The organism is Arcticibacter sp. MXS-1, assembly GCF_041902385.1.
In the GTDB taxonomy this organism is placed as follows: domain Bacteria; phylum Bacteroidota; class Bacteroidia; order Sphingobacteriales; family Sphingobacteriaceae; genus Arcticibacter.
In genome coordinates, this window is the sequence record NZ_CP169244.1 from 874,025 (window position 1) to 889,977 (window position 15,953).

The following is a 15,953-nucleotide window of genomic DNA, read 5'->3' on the forward strand; positions in this document are numbered from 1 at the left end:
TTATTTTTGTACTCATACTATGTCTGATATAATACAGCTTTTACCTGATTCGGTTGCCAACCAGATTGCAGCAGGCGAAGTAGTTCAAAGACCGGCATCGGCAGTGAAAGAACTGATAGAAAACTCTGTAGACTCGGGGGCCGGCAAAATACAGCTCATCATTAAGGACGCGGGGAAATCGCTCATCCAGGTCATTGATGATGGTTGCGGAATGAGTGTCACCGATGCCCGGATGTGCTTTGAACGACACGCAACGTCAAAGATCAGGAAGGCAGAAGACCTTTTTGCGATCCGGACGATGGGCTTCAGGGGAGAGGCTATGGCCTCCATTGCCGCTATTGCCCAGGTGGAACTGAAGACACGCAGACATGAAGATGAGCTGGGAACGCTGGTGTGCATTGAGGGCTCTGAAGTCGTCAGGCAGGAACCGGTGATGAGTCCGGCCGGGACCAGCATCTGCATTAAGAATCTCTTTTACAACACGCCCGCCCGCAGGAATTTCTTAAAGGCCAACCCCGTAGAACTGCGGCATATCATAGATGAATTTCAAAGGGTGGCACTCGCGCATCCCGAGATCCACTTCACGATGCACAGTGAAAACAATGAGCTCTTTCACTTGCCGAAGGCGAGCCTGAAGCAGCGCATTGTTCATTTACTCGGAAGCTCGTACAACCAGAAACTGGTTCCCATCGAAGAAGATACCAGCATCATTAAGCTGAAGGGCTTTATAGGCAAGCCCGAGTATGCAAGGAAAACCCGCGGAGAGCAGTTCTTTTTTGTTAACCAGCGGTTTATTAAAGACCCCTACCTCAATCATGCGGTACTGACGGCCTACGAAGAACTGCTGCCGGATGACAGCTATCCCCTGTACGTTCTCTTCATCGAGATTGACCCTTCCAAGATTGACATCAATGTGCACCCGACCAAGACGGAGATCAAGTATCAGGACGAAAAGGCTATTTATGCCATTATGCGCTCGGCTGTAAAGCGGTCGCTCGGCCAGTACAATATCACGCCTACGCTTGACTTTGACCAGGAGACCGGCTTTAGTCATATGATATCTCAAAAGGCGCCGGAAGATATAGTGCCCCCTCAGATCAGTTTTAATCCCGACTTTAATCCTTTCCATACGGATAAGAAACCCGACCGTTCTTCGGCCTATGCGAGGAGCTTCGGCGAGGAACAGAAAGGGATTCCAAAGAACTGGGCCTCCCTGTACGACATCGTGGAAAACACCAGGTCAGAACAACAGAAAATCGACCTCCCTGCTGTCTCCGCCGATGAACCGATACTGAGCAACAACGGCGAACGCTATTTCTTCCAGCTGCATAACCGGTTTATCATCTCTCCCATTAAGACCGGGTTTATGGTGATTGATCAGCAGGCGGCGCATGAAAGAATACTGTATGAGCGTTTCCTGCTTCAGCTTGAAACACATCAGGGAGCGAGCCAGCAAAGCCTTTTTCCGCAAACCGTTAATCTCAACCCGGTAGACTTCGAACTTGTAAAAGAACTGTTACCCGACATCCAGTCGCTGGGCTTCCAGATTCGCGAATTCGGCAAAAACACGCTTGTAGTGGAAGGGGTTCCGGCTGATATCAGCTCGAACGTCAGCGAGGTGGAAATGCTTGAGCATCTGATTGAAGGATTTAAAAACAACTTTACTCTTTTGAAATTAGATAAAAGAGATAATCTGGCCAGGACCCTCGCCCGCAACTCGGCCATACGGCCGGGAACGAAGCTGTCACAGGAGGAAATGAACAACCTGATCGACGAGTTATTTGCGTGCGACTCGCCAAACGTCTCGCTGGCAGGCAAGCCTGTTATTATCAAATACTCAATGGAAGAGCTTTTACAAAAATTTGAAAAATAAGGCCTCCGGCCATTTGTACGCATGAACAGACCATCTCCATTCGCCAACATATCTCCTGTAGTAAAGAATCTGTTAATTATTAACGGGATCTTCTACCTCGCAACAATGCTTTTCAGAAGCAATCCCAATATTCCGATTGTGCAGTACCTGGGGGTATTCTATCCCGACTCCCCCTATTTCCGCGTCTGGCAACCGATCACCTACATGTTTATGCACAGCCCCACATCCTTTGCTCACATCCTCTTCAACATGTTTGCATTGTACAGCTTCGGGTCTGTGCTCGAATACATGATGGGATCAAAGCGCTTCCTGAACTTCTACCTGATCACCGGCCTTGGAGCGCTGGCGCTGCAGTACCTGATTCAAGCAGTAGAGCTGCATCAGATCATCGGGCACATCACCAGCAACGGCAGCTTTATGATAGATGCCGCAAGCGGCAGGTTCTCCTATAATCCAAAGCTGCTGAACGAAGAGCAGGCGGCTACCATAGCCAATATTTACCTCGGTCCTATGCTGGGTGCATCGGGTGCCATCTTCGGGCTCCTGACGGCCTTCGGTCTTCTTTTTCCTAATGCCGAGCTGATGGTATTTTTAATTCCTGTTCCTATAAAAGCGAAATACTTAATTCCTGTTTATATCGTAATAGAATTATTCCTTGGTGTAGCTCAGTTCTCAGGCGACTCAGTCGCGCACTTTGCACACCTGGGAGGAGCATTATTCGGTTTTATCTTAATGAAAATCTGGAAGATCCGTCGTCCGGGAGGTTTTATATGAAACGATCTATAAGCAACGAACTATGGTACAAGGTGGTTCAGTCTGGAAGCAGGCTCAACCTTTTTATTGGCATCAATGCAGCAATATTCGTCCTGCTGGGCTTGCTGGCAGTAGCCGAGTTCCTGTTTACCGGAGGAGCGCCGCTTGCCGACTGGCTTACCCTCCAGCTTTCGGTTCCGGCCTATCTCCCTTCACTGGCTGGAAAATTCTGGACTCCCTTCACCTACATGTTCGCGCACAGGGAGCTGTTTCACTTCTTTTTCAACATGCTCTGGCTCTATTGGATGGGACGCATCTTTGAAGACTTTCTGAATAAACGACAGTTCACCTTCACCTATCTTGCAGGCGGAATTGCGGGCGCTGTATTGTTTATCATTGCCTACAATATTTTTCCGGCTTTTAAGGAGACCGTCGCTTTATCTCCGCCTCTTATCGGAGCTTCAGCAAGCGTAATGGCAATAGTGGTGGCCACGGCAACGCTGCTTCCCGACTACTCCATCAGTCTGCTTTTCTTCGGTGCCGTCAGGCTAAAATTCCTGGTCCTGGTCTATGTCCTCCTCGACGTGATCGGCATTGCAGGACTAAACGCGGGAGGAAGTATAGCCCACCTTGGCGGTGCATTGTTCGGCTTCATTTTCATTAAACAGCTCCAGGCCGGCCACGACTGGAGTAAGATCTTCGACAGGAAAAAGCGGCTGAGGGTGATCAAGAACGATACCCGCTCCAAGCAGGCCAGCTCAGTGCCTGATCAGGAGGTGATCGACAACATCCTTGATAAGATCTCCCGCTCCGGGTACGACAGCCTTACCAAAAAAGAAAAGGAGCAGTTGTTCAAAGCCAGCAACAAGGAATGAGGAGAAGGAAAAAGAAGAGAAAAATTGGATTTATTAGCAAAACGGCCCTCGCTGCCAATCTGGGCTTCGTCGTGCTGCTGCTGCTGAGCTATCTGGCTTCTTTTGTCAATCCTGCTGCATTCTGGCCCATCGCTTTCATAGGACTGGGCTACCCCTTTCTCCTGGGCATCAACTTTCTGTTCCTCATCTACTGGCTCCTGCGAAAACCCGTTTATGCCCTGCTGCCCGGTCTGACAATACTTCTTGGGCTAAAATTCCTGCTAAGCACCATCGGATTCAGAGAATCAACAGCCATCGAAGTACCAAAGTCATCGCAGGATATGATCAGGGTGATGACCTGGAACGTACATAACTTCAAGCCTTTTAACCCCGGGAACAACGACCGGGCGGTGCGGCTGCAGATGCTTGATATCATCCGCCGGGAACAACCCGACATTCTATGCATTCAGGAATATTATTCAAAGAAAAGAGGCGAAAATAATATAAAGAAAGCCATACAGGAAATACTGGGATCTAAGCACTACTACCTGTATGAAGATTTTGAAAATCCCTGGGAGGTGCAGGGAATGGCATTTTTTTCAAAACTCCCTATAAAGAATCATGGAGTGATCAATTTCCCTAATACCGTTCGGGGGAACGAAGCTGTTTTTGCTGACTTTGAATTCAACGGGAAAAAGTTCCGGGTGTATAACATCCATCTCCAGTCTATCCGCTTCCAGCCCGAAGATTACGAGTATATCCGCAACGTGAAAGGCATTAACACCAATGTGGAATCGTCACGACGAATAGGCGGACGGCTTAAGCGGGCATTTATCAAGAGAAGCGAGCAGGCCTTACTGGTGAAGGCCCATGTGCGCGAATGCAAATTGCCCTATGTGATAGCCGGCGATTTCAATGACACCCCTGCCTCCTTCGCCGTCAACACACTCTGCAGGGGCAACAACAATAGCTTTCGGGAAAAAGGAAGCGGCTTCGGAATCACCTATAATGGAGATTTTCCTAATTTTCAGATCGACTACATTCTCTCCTCGCGCGACTTTGAGGTTAAGAGCTACCTGACCATCAAAAAGAAACTGTCTGACCACTACCCCCTGGTGAGCGATCTTGAGCTAAAATAATCCAAAGCTGACAAGATATTATTAAGTTTGCAGAATGACTGGCAACCTCGTTGTTTATAATACATTATCAAGAAAAAAGAAACATTTGAGCCGCTGAACCCGCCCTTCGTGGGCATGTACGTTTGCGGCCCAACCGTATATAGTGATGTACACCTCGGCAACTGCCGCACCTTTATCTCTTTCGACCTGATCTATCGCTATCTGCTGCATCTGGGCTACAAGGTACGCTACGTGCGTAATATTACAGATGCCGGGCACCTTGAGGGGGATCGCGACGAGGGGGATGATAAGTTCTCTAAAAAGGCCCGTCTGGAGCAGCTGGAGCCAATGGAAATCGTTCAGCGGTACACGCTTGGATTTCATAACGTACTACGCCTGTTCAATACACTGCCGCCAAGCATTGAGCCTACTGCCACCGGCCACATTGCCGAGCAGATTGAGATGGTGAAGGAGATCATAAACAATGGCTATGCCTACGAGCGTAACGGCACCGTTTACTTTGATGTAGAAAAATACAGCAGGGAATACAACTATACGGCCCTTACCAACCGCAACATTGAGGAGCTGCTGGCCAATACCCGCGACCTCGGCGGTCAGGATGAAAAAAAGGACGCCTCGACTTTGCGCTGTGGATTAAGGCCAAGCCCGAACATATTATGCGCTGGCCATCACCCTGGGGATGGGGCTTCCCGGGCTGGCACATCGAATGCTCGGCAATGAGCAGCAAGTATCTGGGTGATACGTTCGACATCCACGGCGGAGGTATGGACCTTGCTGCGACTCATCACACGAACGAGATCGCGCAGTCGCAGGCCTGCCATCATAGCCAGCCGGCCCGTTACTGGCTGCACACCAACATGCTGACGGTGAACGGGGCAAGGATGTCAAAATCTGCCGGGAACGGTTTCCTCCCCGGAGAGCTCTTCACAGGAGATCACCCCCTCCTCAACAAAGGATACTCTCCTATGACCGTCAGATTCTTTATGCTTCAGGCACATTACCGAAGCACACTTGACTTCTCCAACGAGGCGCTCGATGCCTCTGAGAAGGGGTTCAAACGCTTGATGAATGCCTGCGCGTTGCTTGACAAGCTTAAAACTTCCGACCGCTCAGACGTAGATATCGAGTCGCTAAGACAACGCTGCTACGATGCCATGAACGACGACTTCAACAGTCCTGTGGTCATAGCCGAACTCTTCGAAGCGGGCCGAATCATCAACAGCATCAATGACGGGAAGGCATCCATCACCAGCGCCGACCTCGAAGCTTTGAAAAGCCTGATGAATGACTTCGTTTATACTATTCTCGGACTGAGGGAAGAGACGTCACAATCGGATGACCTGGGTAAGCTGGTCGAGTTTATCATCAACCTCCGTCTGGAAGCGAGAGCTAACAAAGACTACGCAACCTCAGACAGGATACGAAACGGGCTGCAGGATCTGGGCATTCAGCTTAAAGACAGCAAAGAAGGTACAAGCTGGAGCAAGCTCTAGGAGCTCAGCATCGCTGTTCGGCTGTACAGATCTTGATGGTAAAAACAATCGCCGGTTTTCGCCGTTATGCTTTGGCCCTGGTTGGTTCACCAGGGCCGGCCACTTTGCCGGAAGCATCATGTCTTCCAATAACGGCACGCCATATATTGAATACTTATAGCTAAAGATTAATGAAAGCAACTTTCAGCCTGCTCCTCTTTCTCACAATTTTTTCCAGAGCTTTTTCCCAGGAATCGTCAGACAAAGTAAATCAGATCCTTGCCGCCGAGAACTATTTCAATGAACAGGTCAGGACGAAGGGCTTGAAGAAAACCTTTCTGTCTATATCCGACAATAACACCATCGTGTTCAGGCCGGGGCCTCTTCTCTGCCGCGACTTTTATAAAAACCAGCCCGACAGCATCGGGTTTCTGTCGCACGAACCTGTATATGCCAAGATTGCCAAGAGCTCCGACTGGGGCTTCACTGCAGGGCCCTATGTTTATAAAAGGAATGAATCGGACATCCAGTCCTTCTATGGCACGTATGTCTCCGTATGGAAGAAAACCAAGAACACATGGAAACTGGCACTCGATGCCGGAATTGCCCATAAAAAGCCTACAGCTGAAATAAAAAAGACGTTCATCAGCCCATCAAATGAAATATTTCTGCACCAGCAGTCGAACAGCCGGCTGAAGCAACGGGAAGATATTGTCTTCAGCTCCGACAAGCTCTTATCCACTGTTACCCGTGCTGATAACCGCATAGCGCAGAATGAGTTCCTTACCGAAACGAGCTGGCTGTTGTTCCCGGGGAATGAGCCCATCGTAGGCAAGAAAGCCATCATGGAATTCTGGAAGAAGAACGGCCTGAAGGCCCTTACAGAACCCGCCAAAGTGGACCGCGCTTACAGCGGAGAAATCGCTTTTACCTACGGCATGGCGGATATCCTCGCTAAAAAATACAACTACATCCGGATCTGGGAAGTGCAGCCCGGCTACAAATGGAATGTCATCCTGGAGCTCTTCACAGAGGCAGAATAAGTGGCGTGGCGGGGAGTTGTAAGTTTTAAGTTGTAAGTTGTAAGTTCTAAGTTGTGAGATATGAGATTTGAGTTGCGGGATATGAGTCCGGAGCGGCAGGTTGTAAGTTATAGGCGCGTCTTGTAAGTTGTTTTCTGCTTTCAGCCTTCAGCCTTCAGATTCTGTGTTAAGAACCAAATAATAAAATTAATTTTTTTGTATTTTTGTATAACCAAGGCGGCCTTGAGCCAGCCTCTTTAGAGTAGCGGTCTATGACTGCTACTCTAACTATTTTAAGCTGTTTGTCGTCGTTCCGCCTCATTCTTTTCTATCTGTATTTTTTTGAAGATAATCTTTATCGTATTCTTTGCCACTACGGTATAAGGTGTACATTAAAGCCAGTATTTTTCTTTGTACCGCCACAACAGCTTTCATCTTGATTCCTTGTTTCTCCACTATCCTGAGATACACAGCTTTAAAGTGAACATCGTGCCTGATTGCTGTAAGGGCTGGAAAGTGCATCGCCTTTCTCAAATGCCGGTTCCCTCTTTTAGATATCTGGGCTTTCCCCTTTACGGAAGTTCCCGACTGCTTTTCTTTGACGTCCAGGCCTGCGTAGGCGGTAAGCTGCTTCTGATTGCGTATCAGATCAAAGCCATTGGTTTCTGCCAGTACGATCACTGCCGTAAGGGCACCTACACCTGGAATAGAGGTGAGCTGTTTTACAGTTGCACTTACTTTTTGATTTTTGGCAAGCATCTCTCTGATTTCCGCCCAGATCTCTGCGGCCTGGTCTTTTAATAGTTTAATCCGTTTGTTAAGCCGGGTAAGGGTGCCTTCATTGGGCTCTGCTTCGGCCAGCTCTGCATGTTTTTGGTTTTGCAACTGGTTCAGCTCCTGCTGCAACTGGTCCCTTTCACGGGTAAGTTGCCTGAGTGTTTTATAGAGCGGGACTGCCCGCTTCCAATCATCCAACTTACGTTCAAGGCCAAACAGACAGATGGCTTCACTGGCGCTTTTGTCTGTAATGGTCCTTACTTTCAGGGTCCTGAAGTAATTACTGATTTTATTGGGCAGGACAATACTCACTGCACATCCTTCCCCTGAAAGATAATAAGCCAAAGCTTCATGATACACTCCGGTGGATTCCATAACATAACGTACTTCAACCTGATCATCACACTGTTTACTGACCCAGGCACGCAATTCATTAAAACCCTTACTGTTATTAGTGAAGGTCTTATGTCCTACGATCTTAGGTGTCCATTGCTGATCCATCTTTCCCAGGGATACAACTAATTCTTTTTGTGCTACATCAATACCTGCTACCTGTTTTACTACGGTTTTCATACCAATCTTTTGTTTTACTTTAAGTGAAGGTCTCTCTCCGTTTTTTCTCCTGTTGGATATTCTGGATATACCTCTGAGGTATTCCTTACATTCTGTTCAAACTCTAAGAGAGTAAAAAAGGTGAGGCTGTAATCTGAAAGTCTGCATACCTTGAGGTTGCTTAGCGTTCGGTGCGCTCTCACCCTTTTTCACTTTTTTCCTTCAAATTTATTGGTATCTTATCTTCTTTATCTCCCTTTTTTAATCGTGCAAACATAGGAGCTTTCGGCTTTCGGCTATCAGCTTTCTGCCTTCAGATTCAGCTTTTCTGATTGCTGAAAGCTGATTGCTGAAAGCTGATTGCTGAAAGCTAAAAGCTCAACGCCAACCGCCAACAGCCTAAAACAGCCTTCTAATCAGTTCTTCCGCCGAGACGCCTTCTGCTTCAGCCTTATAGTTTCGCACGATCCGGTGTCGCAATATAGGCTCTGCAACTGCCTGTACATCTTCTATATCCGGCGAATACTTCCCGGAAATGGCCGCGTGACACTTCGCCCCTAAAACAAGGAATTGAGACGCTCTTGGGCCTGCTCCCCAGCTGAGGAAGCGGTTCACGTCGTCTGTTGCGAGCTTTGTGCCAGGACGCGTCTTCGCTGCAAGGCGTACGGCATACTCCAGCACGTGGTCCGTTACGGGAACATTCCTTATCAGCTTCTGAAAATACTCAATCTGCTCTGCTCCAAGAACCTTCTGTAGCGCAACCTCACGGTTAACCGTGGTATTTTTAACCACCCGTACCTCATCCTCAAACTCAGGATACGATAACAGCACGTTAAACATAAAGCGATCCAGCTGTGCCTCGGGAAGAGGGTAAGTACCCTCCTGCTCAATGGGGTTCTGAGTAGCCAGAACAAAAAACGGGCGTGGCAGGGGATGCGTTTTACCGCCGATGGTAACGATCTTCTCCTGCATCGCTTCAAGCAAAGCAGCCTGCGTTTTTGGAGGAGTACGGTTGATCTCATCGGCCAGAATGATATGCGAGAACACCGGTCCCTTGATGAACTTAAAGGAGCGGTCCTCTCCAAGGATCTCCGAGCCCAGGATGTCCGAAGGCATCAGATCAGGAGTGAACTGAACGCGGTTGTAACTCAAGTCGAGCACCTGAGCCAGCGTATTTACAAGAAGGGTCTTTGCCAGGCCCGGCACTCCCACTAAAAGGCAATGTCCATTGCTGAAAATAGAGATCAGTACCGACTTTACCACCTCGTCCTGACCAACAATCACATGGCTGATCTCATGCCTGATCTTCTTATAGGCGGCACTTAGTGCGTCGAGCCCTTCAACATCGGAACTATAAGTCATAGGCAAAAGCTGTTTTTTGTGAAAGTGTATCTGTCTTATTGAGATAATTAAATGCTTTTTTAAAGGCCTCAATGAGATCGCTTCGCTAAGTTAAGGGCTACAAAGAACACTCATCTAACTTTCATCCTCGCTTGAGACCGCAGCTCACGTATGTTTCTTACGTAAGTTCGTTGCTTCTCAATCACAAAGAACATTCAACCAACTTTATGGCTGCTGCAGGCCCGTTCCTCAGGAACTTATTGCGCAACCCACATTTTCAGACTCGAACACGTCTGAAACTCAGGGTCAATTTTAATATAGGTCGACTCCCTGCGTTTCTGGAACCACTCACTCACACGGCGCTCTACCTTGTCCTCGTAGGCCATCTCCTTAATCTTTGGAAAGTCCTGGTCCAGATTCGCCTTATGCGGCTCCGTCCTTGACTTCAGATAAACAAACCGATATCCTTTCTTCCCGTCCCTTGAAGTAAACTGATAAGGCTTTGAATACTCGCCAACCTTCATCGTGTCAATCGCAAAGAAAACCGAAGGATCTAACTTATCGGTAGGGATATAGGTGGTACGGGTTTGAACGTTCTCCGCATTCATCATCATGCCGCCATTGTATTTTGTGTCGTTATTGTCGGAGTACAGAGACGCCGCGGTAGAGAAAGGTATCTTTTTTTCAGCCACCCCTTTGTAGATACTGTCTATCTGAAGCTTCGCCCGGTCCAGACTTGCCAAAGGGGCCTCGGTCTTGATCAGCATATGGCGGGCATGCACCTGCTCGCCCCTGCGCTCAAGCACCTGCAGGAAATGGAAGCCATATTCTGTCTCAAACACCGGCGACAACTCCCCTGCTTTCAAGCGAAAAGCCGTTGCAGCAAACTCCTTTACCATCGAACTGCGGTCAAAGAAACCAAGGTCGCCACCTTCGGAAGCAGAGCCAGGATCCTGAGAATACAAGCGAGCCAGCGTAGCGAAGTCTTCACCCGCCTTCACCCTTGCCCTCAGGGCTTCTGCCTTGTTCCTGAACGATTCCTTCTCCTCCTTGGTCAGCTTGGGATAGACCACAATTTCACCAACTTCTACCTCCGCGTTGTAGTCAGGAAGGCTGTCTTTTGGAATAGACTGAAAAAACCGCTTCACCTCCAGAGGAGTCACACCGATATTTTCAGTGATCTTGCCATGCATTTTATTGGCTACGAGCTGCTCGCGAACGTCAGGCCGGATTTCCTCCTTGTACTGGATCACCGACCGGTTCAGGAACTGCTCCAGGCGCTCCTGGCCTCCTGCCCGCTGAATAAACACCCGCATCCTCCTGTCAACCTCGTTGGTCACGTCGTCATCAGTCACAGTAACCGAGTCGATCACTGCCTGCTGAGTAAGCAGCTTTTGAGTGAGCATCTGCTGCAGTACCTGGCACTTCACCTCCGGGTTTTGCGGATTCCCCTGCAGTACATAGTTGGAATACTCCCGTTCAATATCCGACTGAAGAATAATATTATCCCCCACTACCGCAACAATTTTATTAATGGTTGTGCCCTGACCAAAAAGAACATTAACCGAAGCAAGCAATACGATGATGATCGCTGAAATTTTTCTCATTCTATGTTTTGTACTTAAGGCAGCAGCTTTCTGCGCCTGATCTATTTTATTTTAAGCCCTCTTCATGACAAGTTTAGCAGCCCTGCATCCCTCCTTAAAGAAAAAAGGATCACACAATTAGCCAAAAAGATAGCACCCGCGAAAATACAGATATAATCTATTATTTCCGTCATCCTACCGCTATTCTCATTTTCAGCTTTAAAGGTAGCCTAAAACCTCGTCCTAACTTATAACGAAAAGCTGATTTAACTATTTTTAACAGACGGAGATTATTATTTTTGAGCGATGACAGAACTTAAGACATCGCATCCGGTAGCTCTGCACTTTTTGATGACGGAGGACATTTACGGATTGAAGGAGGAGATGAAAGCGGTGCCCGCAAAAGCTGCAACGACGGAATCAATAAAGCCAGCTGCAGCCGCAGGGCGCTCAGAAGCACCGGCAACGGAAGCAATAAAGCCCGCTTTAGCCGCAGGGCCGTCAGACGCACGGGCGGATCAGCAGCCTGTGTTCGACTATCAGGGAGAAAATAACAAGTACATACTTCTGGTGCACCATACTCCCGGTCAGAAGTATCTGCCATCAGCCGAACTGGACGCACTGAAGAGCATCCTGGCGGCCAAAAAGATGGAGCTGAAAGACGTAGCTATCCTTAACCTTGCTCATTATCCTGGCGCAAGCTACCTGCAACTGAAAAACTTCTTTGCCTGCAGCAGCATTGTTCTGTTCGGTGTTCAGCCGGCTGCCCTTAAGCTTTCAGACCTTCCCATGAATGCACTCGGCGCTCAGGACGGACTACGCATCCTTTACACCTTCAGCTTCCCTGACATGCTGAAAGATAACGACAGAAAACGTGCATTCTGGGCCGAAATGAAAAAGCTGTAAGGCAGCGTTTAGAAAAGCCTGCAATGGTTACTCACAACCCTGAAGAAATGAAGACACTGGTATTTGCAACAAATAATAAACATAAGCTGGAAGAAGTACAGGCGCTGATTGGCAACCGATTCCGCCTGCAGACCCTCGAGGAAATAGGTTGCACTGATGATATCCCTGAGACGGGTACCACTTTTCATGAAAACGCTTCCCAGAAAAGCCATTTCCTGCTCGAACACTTCCATGTCGACTGCTTTTCAGACGATTCCGGACTGGAAGTAGATGCATTAAACGGAGAACCAGGGGTATACTCGGCGCGCTATTCCGGCTCACGCGACCCGCAAACAAACCTCGGGCTGGTGCTCGAGAAAATGAGAGGCATGAGCAATCGGAGTGCCCGTTTCCGCTGTGTCATTTCCTTATTACAGGACGGTGAAGAACATTTTTTTGAAGGGGTAGTGGAAGGCCAGATCACAGAGGAGGCTTCCGGTACTGCCGGCTTTGGATATGATCCCATATTCATACCTGCAGGTTATCAGCAAACTTTTTCTGAAATGCCGGCCGAGGAGAAGAACAGGATCAGCCACCGGGGACAAGCCGTGTCAAAGCTGGTCGAGTTCCTGATCAAGGACGACCAGGCTTAAAAGCAGACAAACAATCGTGCTTTTAACTCTTTCCTGAGTAACTGACTTTTCAGATTAAAACCTTCAGCTGGTTGCCGGGCCAGGCTGCAACGCCATTTGCTTCCTGACGACTGTACTCTCTACTTCGCTGTTGGGAAATGACACCAGCATGCAGTGGCTACTACTCAAAAGAAGTCGTTCGAGGTGATCCTTTCTTGAGGAAGTAATATTCGTATCGCGGCAATACTGGAATAGCTGATCGCCAGGCAGCAAATGCGGAGTTTCATTAAGCAAAGACTTTAGTATCGCTGCCGGCGAGCACGTTTGTATCGTTAAGTAAATTCGCTCCTGAGGCAAGTATCAACGCCGGACGGTATCCCTCACAGCGGGCCTTGCTGGTGTCGTACCTGCCTTGGTGGGAGCAGAGAGCTGCAGCCTTTTCACAATGCAAGTTGGCTTTGGAGGTACTTATCAACGCCGGACGGTATCCCTCACAGCGGGCCTTGCAGGTGTCGTACCTCCCTTGGTGGGAGCGGGAACGGCTGTCGCACCTCCCTTCGCCGCAGCAGGGGCTAAAGCTTTTTTCAATGTATCCGCTGTTGTCCCCGGCTTCCCCATGACGGGACTGGTGTTGCCTTTAGCCCCGCTAACTGCAGTTGCTGCTTTCGCTCCGCCTGAAACATTTCCCTTTGCCGGTTGTACCGCCTGTTTACCGGCGGGGGTAGCCTTTGAAGCGGGCTTTTTCTGACCGGCAGGCGCTTTAGACGAGGACCTTCGCTTCCTGAGATCAGGTATGATCTCCTCCTTGGACTTCGGCCTGTCCTTCGGCTTCCAGATGAAACCGTCGAGGATCTCGATGTCTTTAGGCATTCGCTCGATCGGATAGAACTTCCCTTCCGGCTTCCGCACGAACATAACCTGCTTCAGCTTATTGTCGCCGAACGTGAGCCGCATCCTGCTGCTCAACGATCGGTTCATGCCGCTATAGACGCTATCCTCCATCGTATAATAGACACTCTCGGCATTGCCGTCGATATACATGCTCGCCAGTTTATTGTCTTTAAAGACGCCTGTGATCACCTTCCCTTTTACCTGGTTGAACTTCGATGAATCACCTTCCGTACTAACCACAAAGCCGTTGTGCTGCAGCAACATGTTATCAAGCTTCCGGTTTTTCATCTGCATATAGATCGTGTCGGCAGTTAGCTGCGAGCCCTGCGTCCAGATGATCGGATTCTTATAGCTCCTGATGATCGAGTCTGCGTAACTGTAAAAGGCCGAGTCTGAGCGCGATTGCAGGTCCGACTTGAAAATCTTCACTTTATGAAATGCGTAAATGACCCTTGTTTTAGCTGTATCAGCAGGGTCGATTGCTTTCTTTCCTGCTGAATCTCTGTGTACCGCACCCTTTTTGAGAGAATCGGGCTGCCCATGAAGAACGCTGCCCCGCTTAGCAGCGCCGCTTGGAGGCACCTTTGAAGTGTCGGCTTTCTTTAAGCTATCTGCCCCCCTTCCACGACTTGCCAGCGCGGCGCGGTTAGCCACCTTGCTGCTATCGACAGCGGGAGTCCCGGTAACAACCCCTTTCTTTTGTGCTTGCGAAATAGCAACCTTACTGTTGTCCGTAGCGGGAGCCCCCACAACACTTCCTTTTTTTGTGCTTGAGGAGTAGCGACCTTGCTACTATCGCTGGGAGAAGCCCCAGCAATGCCGCCCTTTTTTCGTGTTTGTGAAACAGCAACCTTGCTGCTGTCGGTAGTACCAACCCCGTCAACAGCCCCTTTCTTTTGTTCTGGTGGAATAGCGACCTTGCTGCTATCGGCAGCAGTAACCACAGCAGCAGCTTTATCATCCTTTGCTGGCTTCTTGTCCTCCTGCTTTTTATCCTCCTGCTGCTTCCGCTTGCGACGTTCCTTTCGGCTTTCGGCAGGCGGCGCTACAGTTGCACTTTCAGGCTTCCGTTCAGCAGGTGCGGGCTCCGACTGCACCACAATGCCCTCCCCTTCTATCACAGGGTCAGTGGCGATCTCCTGATCTGATTTAAGCTCTTCATTGGTGGCCTTCACAAACTGCTTGAGGGGGATCAGCTTGGTGATGAGCGTGTCCGCCGTCATCCAGATCGAGTCTACCGTCGCTGAATCCTGCTCGGTTTCTATCACGACGTAAGCGTTACGCGTTACCAGAGCGCTTTCATCCCGTTTCCGATAGATCCCCTGGTTGCCTTTAAGTATTACTTTCTGTACCGTATCAAGAAAGGTAATGTTATTGATTGCCTTTCCGAACCCGGCTTTACCATCATAATAGAGACTGTCGCCCTTTAGCGACTTTGAACCTTCGGTGTAATGGTTCTTCTTGCCGAACCAGGCCTGATCCGTTAAGGTGTTATACCGGCCTTTCTCGGTGTACAGCTTAGACTCCTTATTCTGCCCCTTGCCGTAGATGTTGGTCGGGCCGTAAAACCAGGATACTTTCGATTCCGTATTGTACTTCAGGGTGTCAGTCTTGATGAGGGCGTCAGGAGTATTCACTACCACATCATAGCGGAAGTAGGCATCACGCGAATTAGCGAAGTAGTAGCCATTCTTACTCGTTAACACGTTCTGCCCGTTCTCAATCTTTCCGCCTCCGATATAAGTCCCGATCTTGGTCCCCATATTGTATTTGAGGTAATTGGTAGTAAGGATCGCATCCTTATCTACCATCCTCACGTTATTGGTCAGGATAGCAACCCGCGTATTTCCGTCGTAGTTTAAGACGTCAGAATAAATTACCGTACCGTCGGGCTGGGTAATCACTACATGCCCATATGCATCAAAGGCATTGGCAGCCTGATTGTAGTCGGCACTGTCAGCTGCCAGCGTGGATCCCTCATGTGCAAAAACAGGACGAATAAAACGGGCTCCCGAAGTATTTCCCACGCCTTTCACCCGCAGGGAGCTGGTAAGCTGTATCTGGCTTCTCCGCTGAGCCGAAACCTGAAAAAGGGTTATTAATAAGACAAAAAGAAAAAAGCTTTCTTCACGCTGCAAACTTAGACAAATTTCTTCTATATGTTTATGGCCTTCAG

The 15,953-nt window shown here is 48.9% G+C and carries 12 protein-coding genes and 1 pseudogene; 8 read left to right on the top strand and 5 right to left on the bottom strand.

Annotation, left to right across the window (positions count from 1 at the left end; genetic code table 11):
* Positions 1–19: 19 nt before the first annotated feature.
* The 6 genes and pseudogenes from mutL (at position 20) to ACES2C_RS03660 (ending at position 7,134) form a co-directional block, all read left to right on the top strand.
* Positions 20–1,873 (top strand): DNA mismatch repair endonuclease MutL, encoded by a 1,854-nt coding sequence (gene mutL / locus ACES2C_RS03635; RefSeq protein WP_374165652.1) that lies wholly within the window; start codon positions 20–22, stop codon positions 1,871–1,873.
* A 21-nt stretch (positions 1,874–1,894) separates the two neighbouring features.
* Positions 1,895–2,647 carry a rhomboid family intramembrane serine protease gene (locus tag ACES2C_RS03640; RefSeq protein ID WP_374165653.1) on the top strand — a complete coding sequence of 251 codons (753 nt, stop codon included), beginning with the start codon at positions 1,895–1,897 and terminating at the stop codon, positions 2,645–2,647.
* Complete coding sequence (locus tag ACES2C_RS03645; protein ID WP_374165654.1) at positions 2,644–3,501, top strand: rhomboid family intramembrane serine protease; 858 nt, start codon at positions 2,644–2,646, stop codon at positions 3,499–3,501. Before ACES2C_RS03640 ends, ACES2C_RS03645 begins: the two co-directional genes overlap by 4 nt.
* Entirely contained in the window at positions 3,498–4,619 is a 1,122-nt protein-coding gene (locus tag ACES2C_RS03650; protein WP_374165655.1) for an endonuclease/exonuclease/phosphatase family protein, read from the top strand. Before ACES2C_RS03645 ends, ACES2C_RS03650 begins: the two co-directional genes overlap by 4 nt.
* A gap of 34 nt (positions 4,620–4,653) precedes the next feature.
* Positions 4,654–6,112: pseudogene (cysS, locus tag ACES2C_RS03655) on the top strand (cysteine--tRNA ligase).
* Between the two features lie 170 nt (positions 6,113–6,282).
* On the top strand, positions 6,283–7,134 hold the full coding sequence (locus ACES2C_RS03660; RefSeq protein ID WP_374165656.1) for a hypothetical protein: 852 nt from the start codon (positions 6,283–6,285) through the stop codon (positions 7,132–7,134).
* A 297-nt stretch (positions 7,135–7,431) separates the two neighbouring features.
* Here the strand turns inward: ACES2C_RS03660 and ACES2C_RS03665 are convergent, their stop codons facing one another.
* From ACES2C_RS03665 to ACES2C_RS03675, 3 genes are all read right to left on the bottom strand, one after another.
* Complete coding sequence (locus ACES2C_RS03665) at positions 7,432–8,463, bottom strand: IS110 family transposase (protein ID WP_374165657.1); 1,032 nt, start codon at positions 8,461–8,463, stop codon at positions 7,432–7,434.
* A gap of 378 nt (positions 8,464–8,841) precedes the next feature.
* On the bottom strand, positions 8,842–9,804 hold the full coding sequence (locus ACES2C_RS03670) for an AAA family ATPase (protein ID WP_374165658.1): 963 nt from the start codon (positions 9,802–9,804) through the stop codon (positions 8,842–8,844).
* Between the two features lie 236 nt (positions 9,805–10,040).
* Positions 10,041–11,390, bottom strand: coding sequence for a peptidylprolyl isomerase (locus tag ACES2C_RS03675; RefSeq protein ID WP_374165659.1), 1,350 nt, complete (start codon positions 11,388–11,390; stop codon positions 10,041–10,043).
* A gap of 285 nt (positions 11,391–11,675) precedes the next feature.
* On the opposite strand from ACES2C_RS03675, the gene ACES2C_RS03680 reads away from it, so the two are divergent.
* Positions 11,676–12,275: a hypothetical protein gene (locus tag ACES2C_RS03680; RefSeq protein WP_374165660.1), complete on the top strand. Its 600-nt coding sequence runs from the start codon at positions 11,676–11,678 to the stop codon at positions 12,273–12,275.
* A 47-nt stretch (positions 12,276–12,322) separates the two neighbouring features.
* Complete coding sequence (gene rdgB, locus ACES2C_RS03685) at positions 12,323–12,907, top strand: RdgB/HAM1 family non-canonical purine NTP pyrophosphatase (protein WP_374166901.1); 585 nt, start codon at positions 12,323–12,325, stop codon at positions 12,905–12,907.
* A 450-nt stretch (positions 12,908–13,357) separates the two neighbouring features.
* Here rdgB and ACES2C_RS03690 read toward each other — a convergent pair whose 3' ends face one another.
* Both ACES2C_RS03690 and ACES2C_RS03695 read right to left on the bottom strand, forming a co-directional pair.
* Positions 13,358–14,431: a hypothetical protein gene (locus tag ACES2C_RS03690; protein ID WP_374165661.1), complete on the bottom strand. Its 1,074-nt coding sequence runs from the start codon at positions 14,429–14,431 to the stop codon at positions 13,358–13,360.
* A complete protein-coding gene (locus ACES2C_RS03695; RefSeq protein ID WP_374165662.1) occupies positions 14,380–15,804 on the bottom strand; it encodes an OstA-like protein in 1,425 nt (474 codons plus the stop codon). Before ACES2C_RS03695 ends, ACES2C_RS03690 begins: the two co-directional genes overlap by 52 nt.
* Positions 15,805–15,953: the final 149 nt, after the last annotated feature.

What these genes read in the sequence shown, in the direction of transcription:
- ACES2C_RS03650 (WP_374165655.1), top strand. Translation starts at nt 3,498, where the DNA reads ATGAGGAGAAGGAAAAAGAAGAGAAAAATTGGATTTATTAGCAAAACG.
- ACES2C_RS03680 (WP_374165660.1), top strand. Translation starts at nt 11,676, where the DNA reads ATGACAGAACTTAAGACATCGCATCCGGTAGCTCTGCACTTTTTGATG.
- ACES2C_RS03670 (WP_374165658.1), bottom strand. Translation starts at nt 9,804, where the DNA reads ATGACTTATAGTTCCGATGTTGAAGGGCTCGACGCACTAAGTGCCGCC.
- ACES2C_RS03675 (WP_374165659.1), bottom strand. Translation starts at nt 11,390, where the DNA reads ATGAGAAAAATTTCAGCGATCATCATCGTATTGCTTGCTTCGGTTAAT.
- rdgB (WP_374166901.1), top strand. Translation starts at nt 12,323, where the DNA reads ATGAAGACACTGGTATTTGCAACAAATAATAAACATAAGCTGGAAGAA.
- ACES2C_RS03640 (WP_374165653.1), top strand. Translation starts at nt 1,895, where the DNA reads ATGAACAGACCATCTCCATTCGCCAACATATCTCCTGTAGTAAAGAAT.
- ACES2C_RS03665 (WP_374165657.1), bottom strand. Translation starts at nt 8,463, where the DNA reads ATGAAAACCGTAGTAAAACAGGTAGCAGGTATTGATGTAGCACAAAAA.
- ACES2C_RS03645 (WP_374165654.1), top strand. Translation starts at nt 2,644, where the DNA reads ATGAAACGATCTATAAGCAACGAACTATGGTACAAGGTGGTTCAGTCT.
- ACES2C_RS03660 (WP_374165656.1), top strand. Translation starts at nt 6,283, where the DNA reads ATGAAAGCAACTTTCAGCCTGCTCCTCTTTCTCACAATTTTTTCCAGA.
- mutL (WP_374165652.1), top strand. Translation starts at nt 20, where the DNA reads ATGTCTGATATAATACAGCTTTTACCTGATTCGGTTGCCAACCAGATT.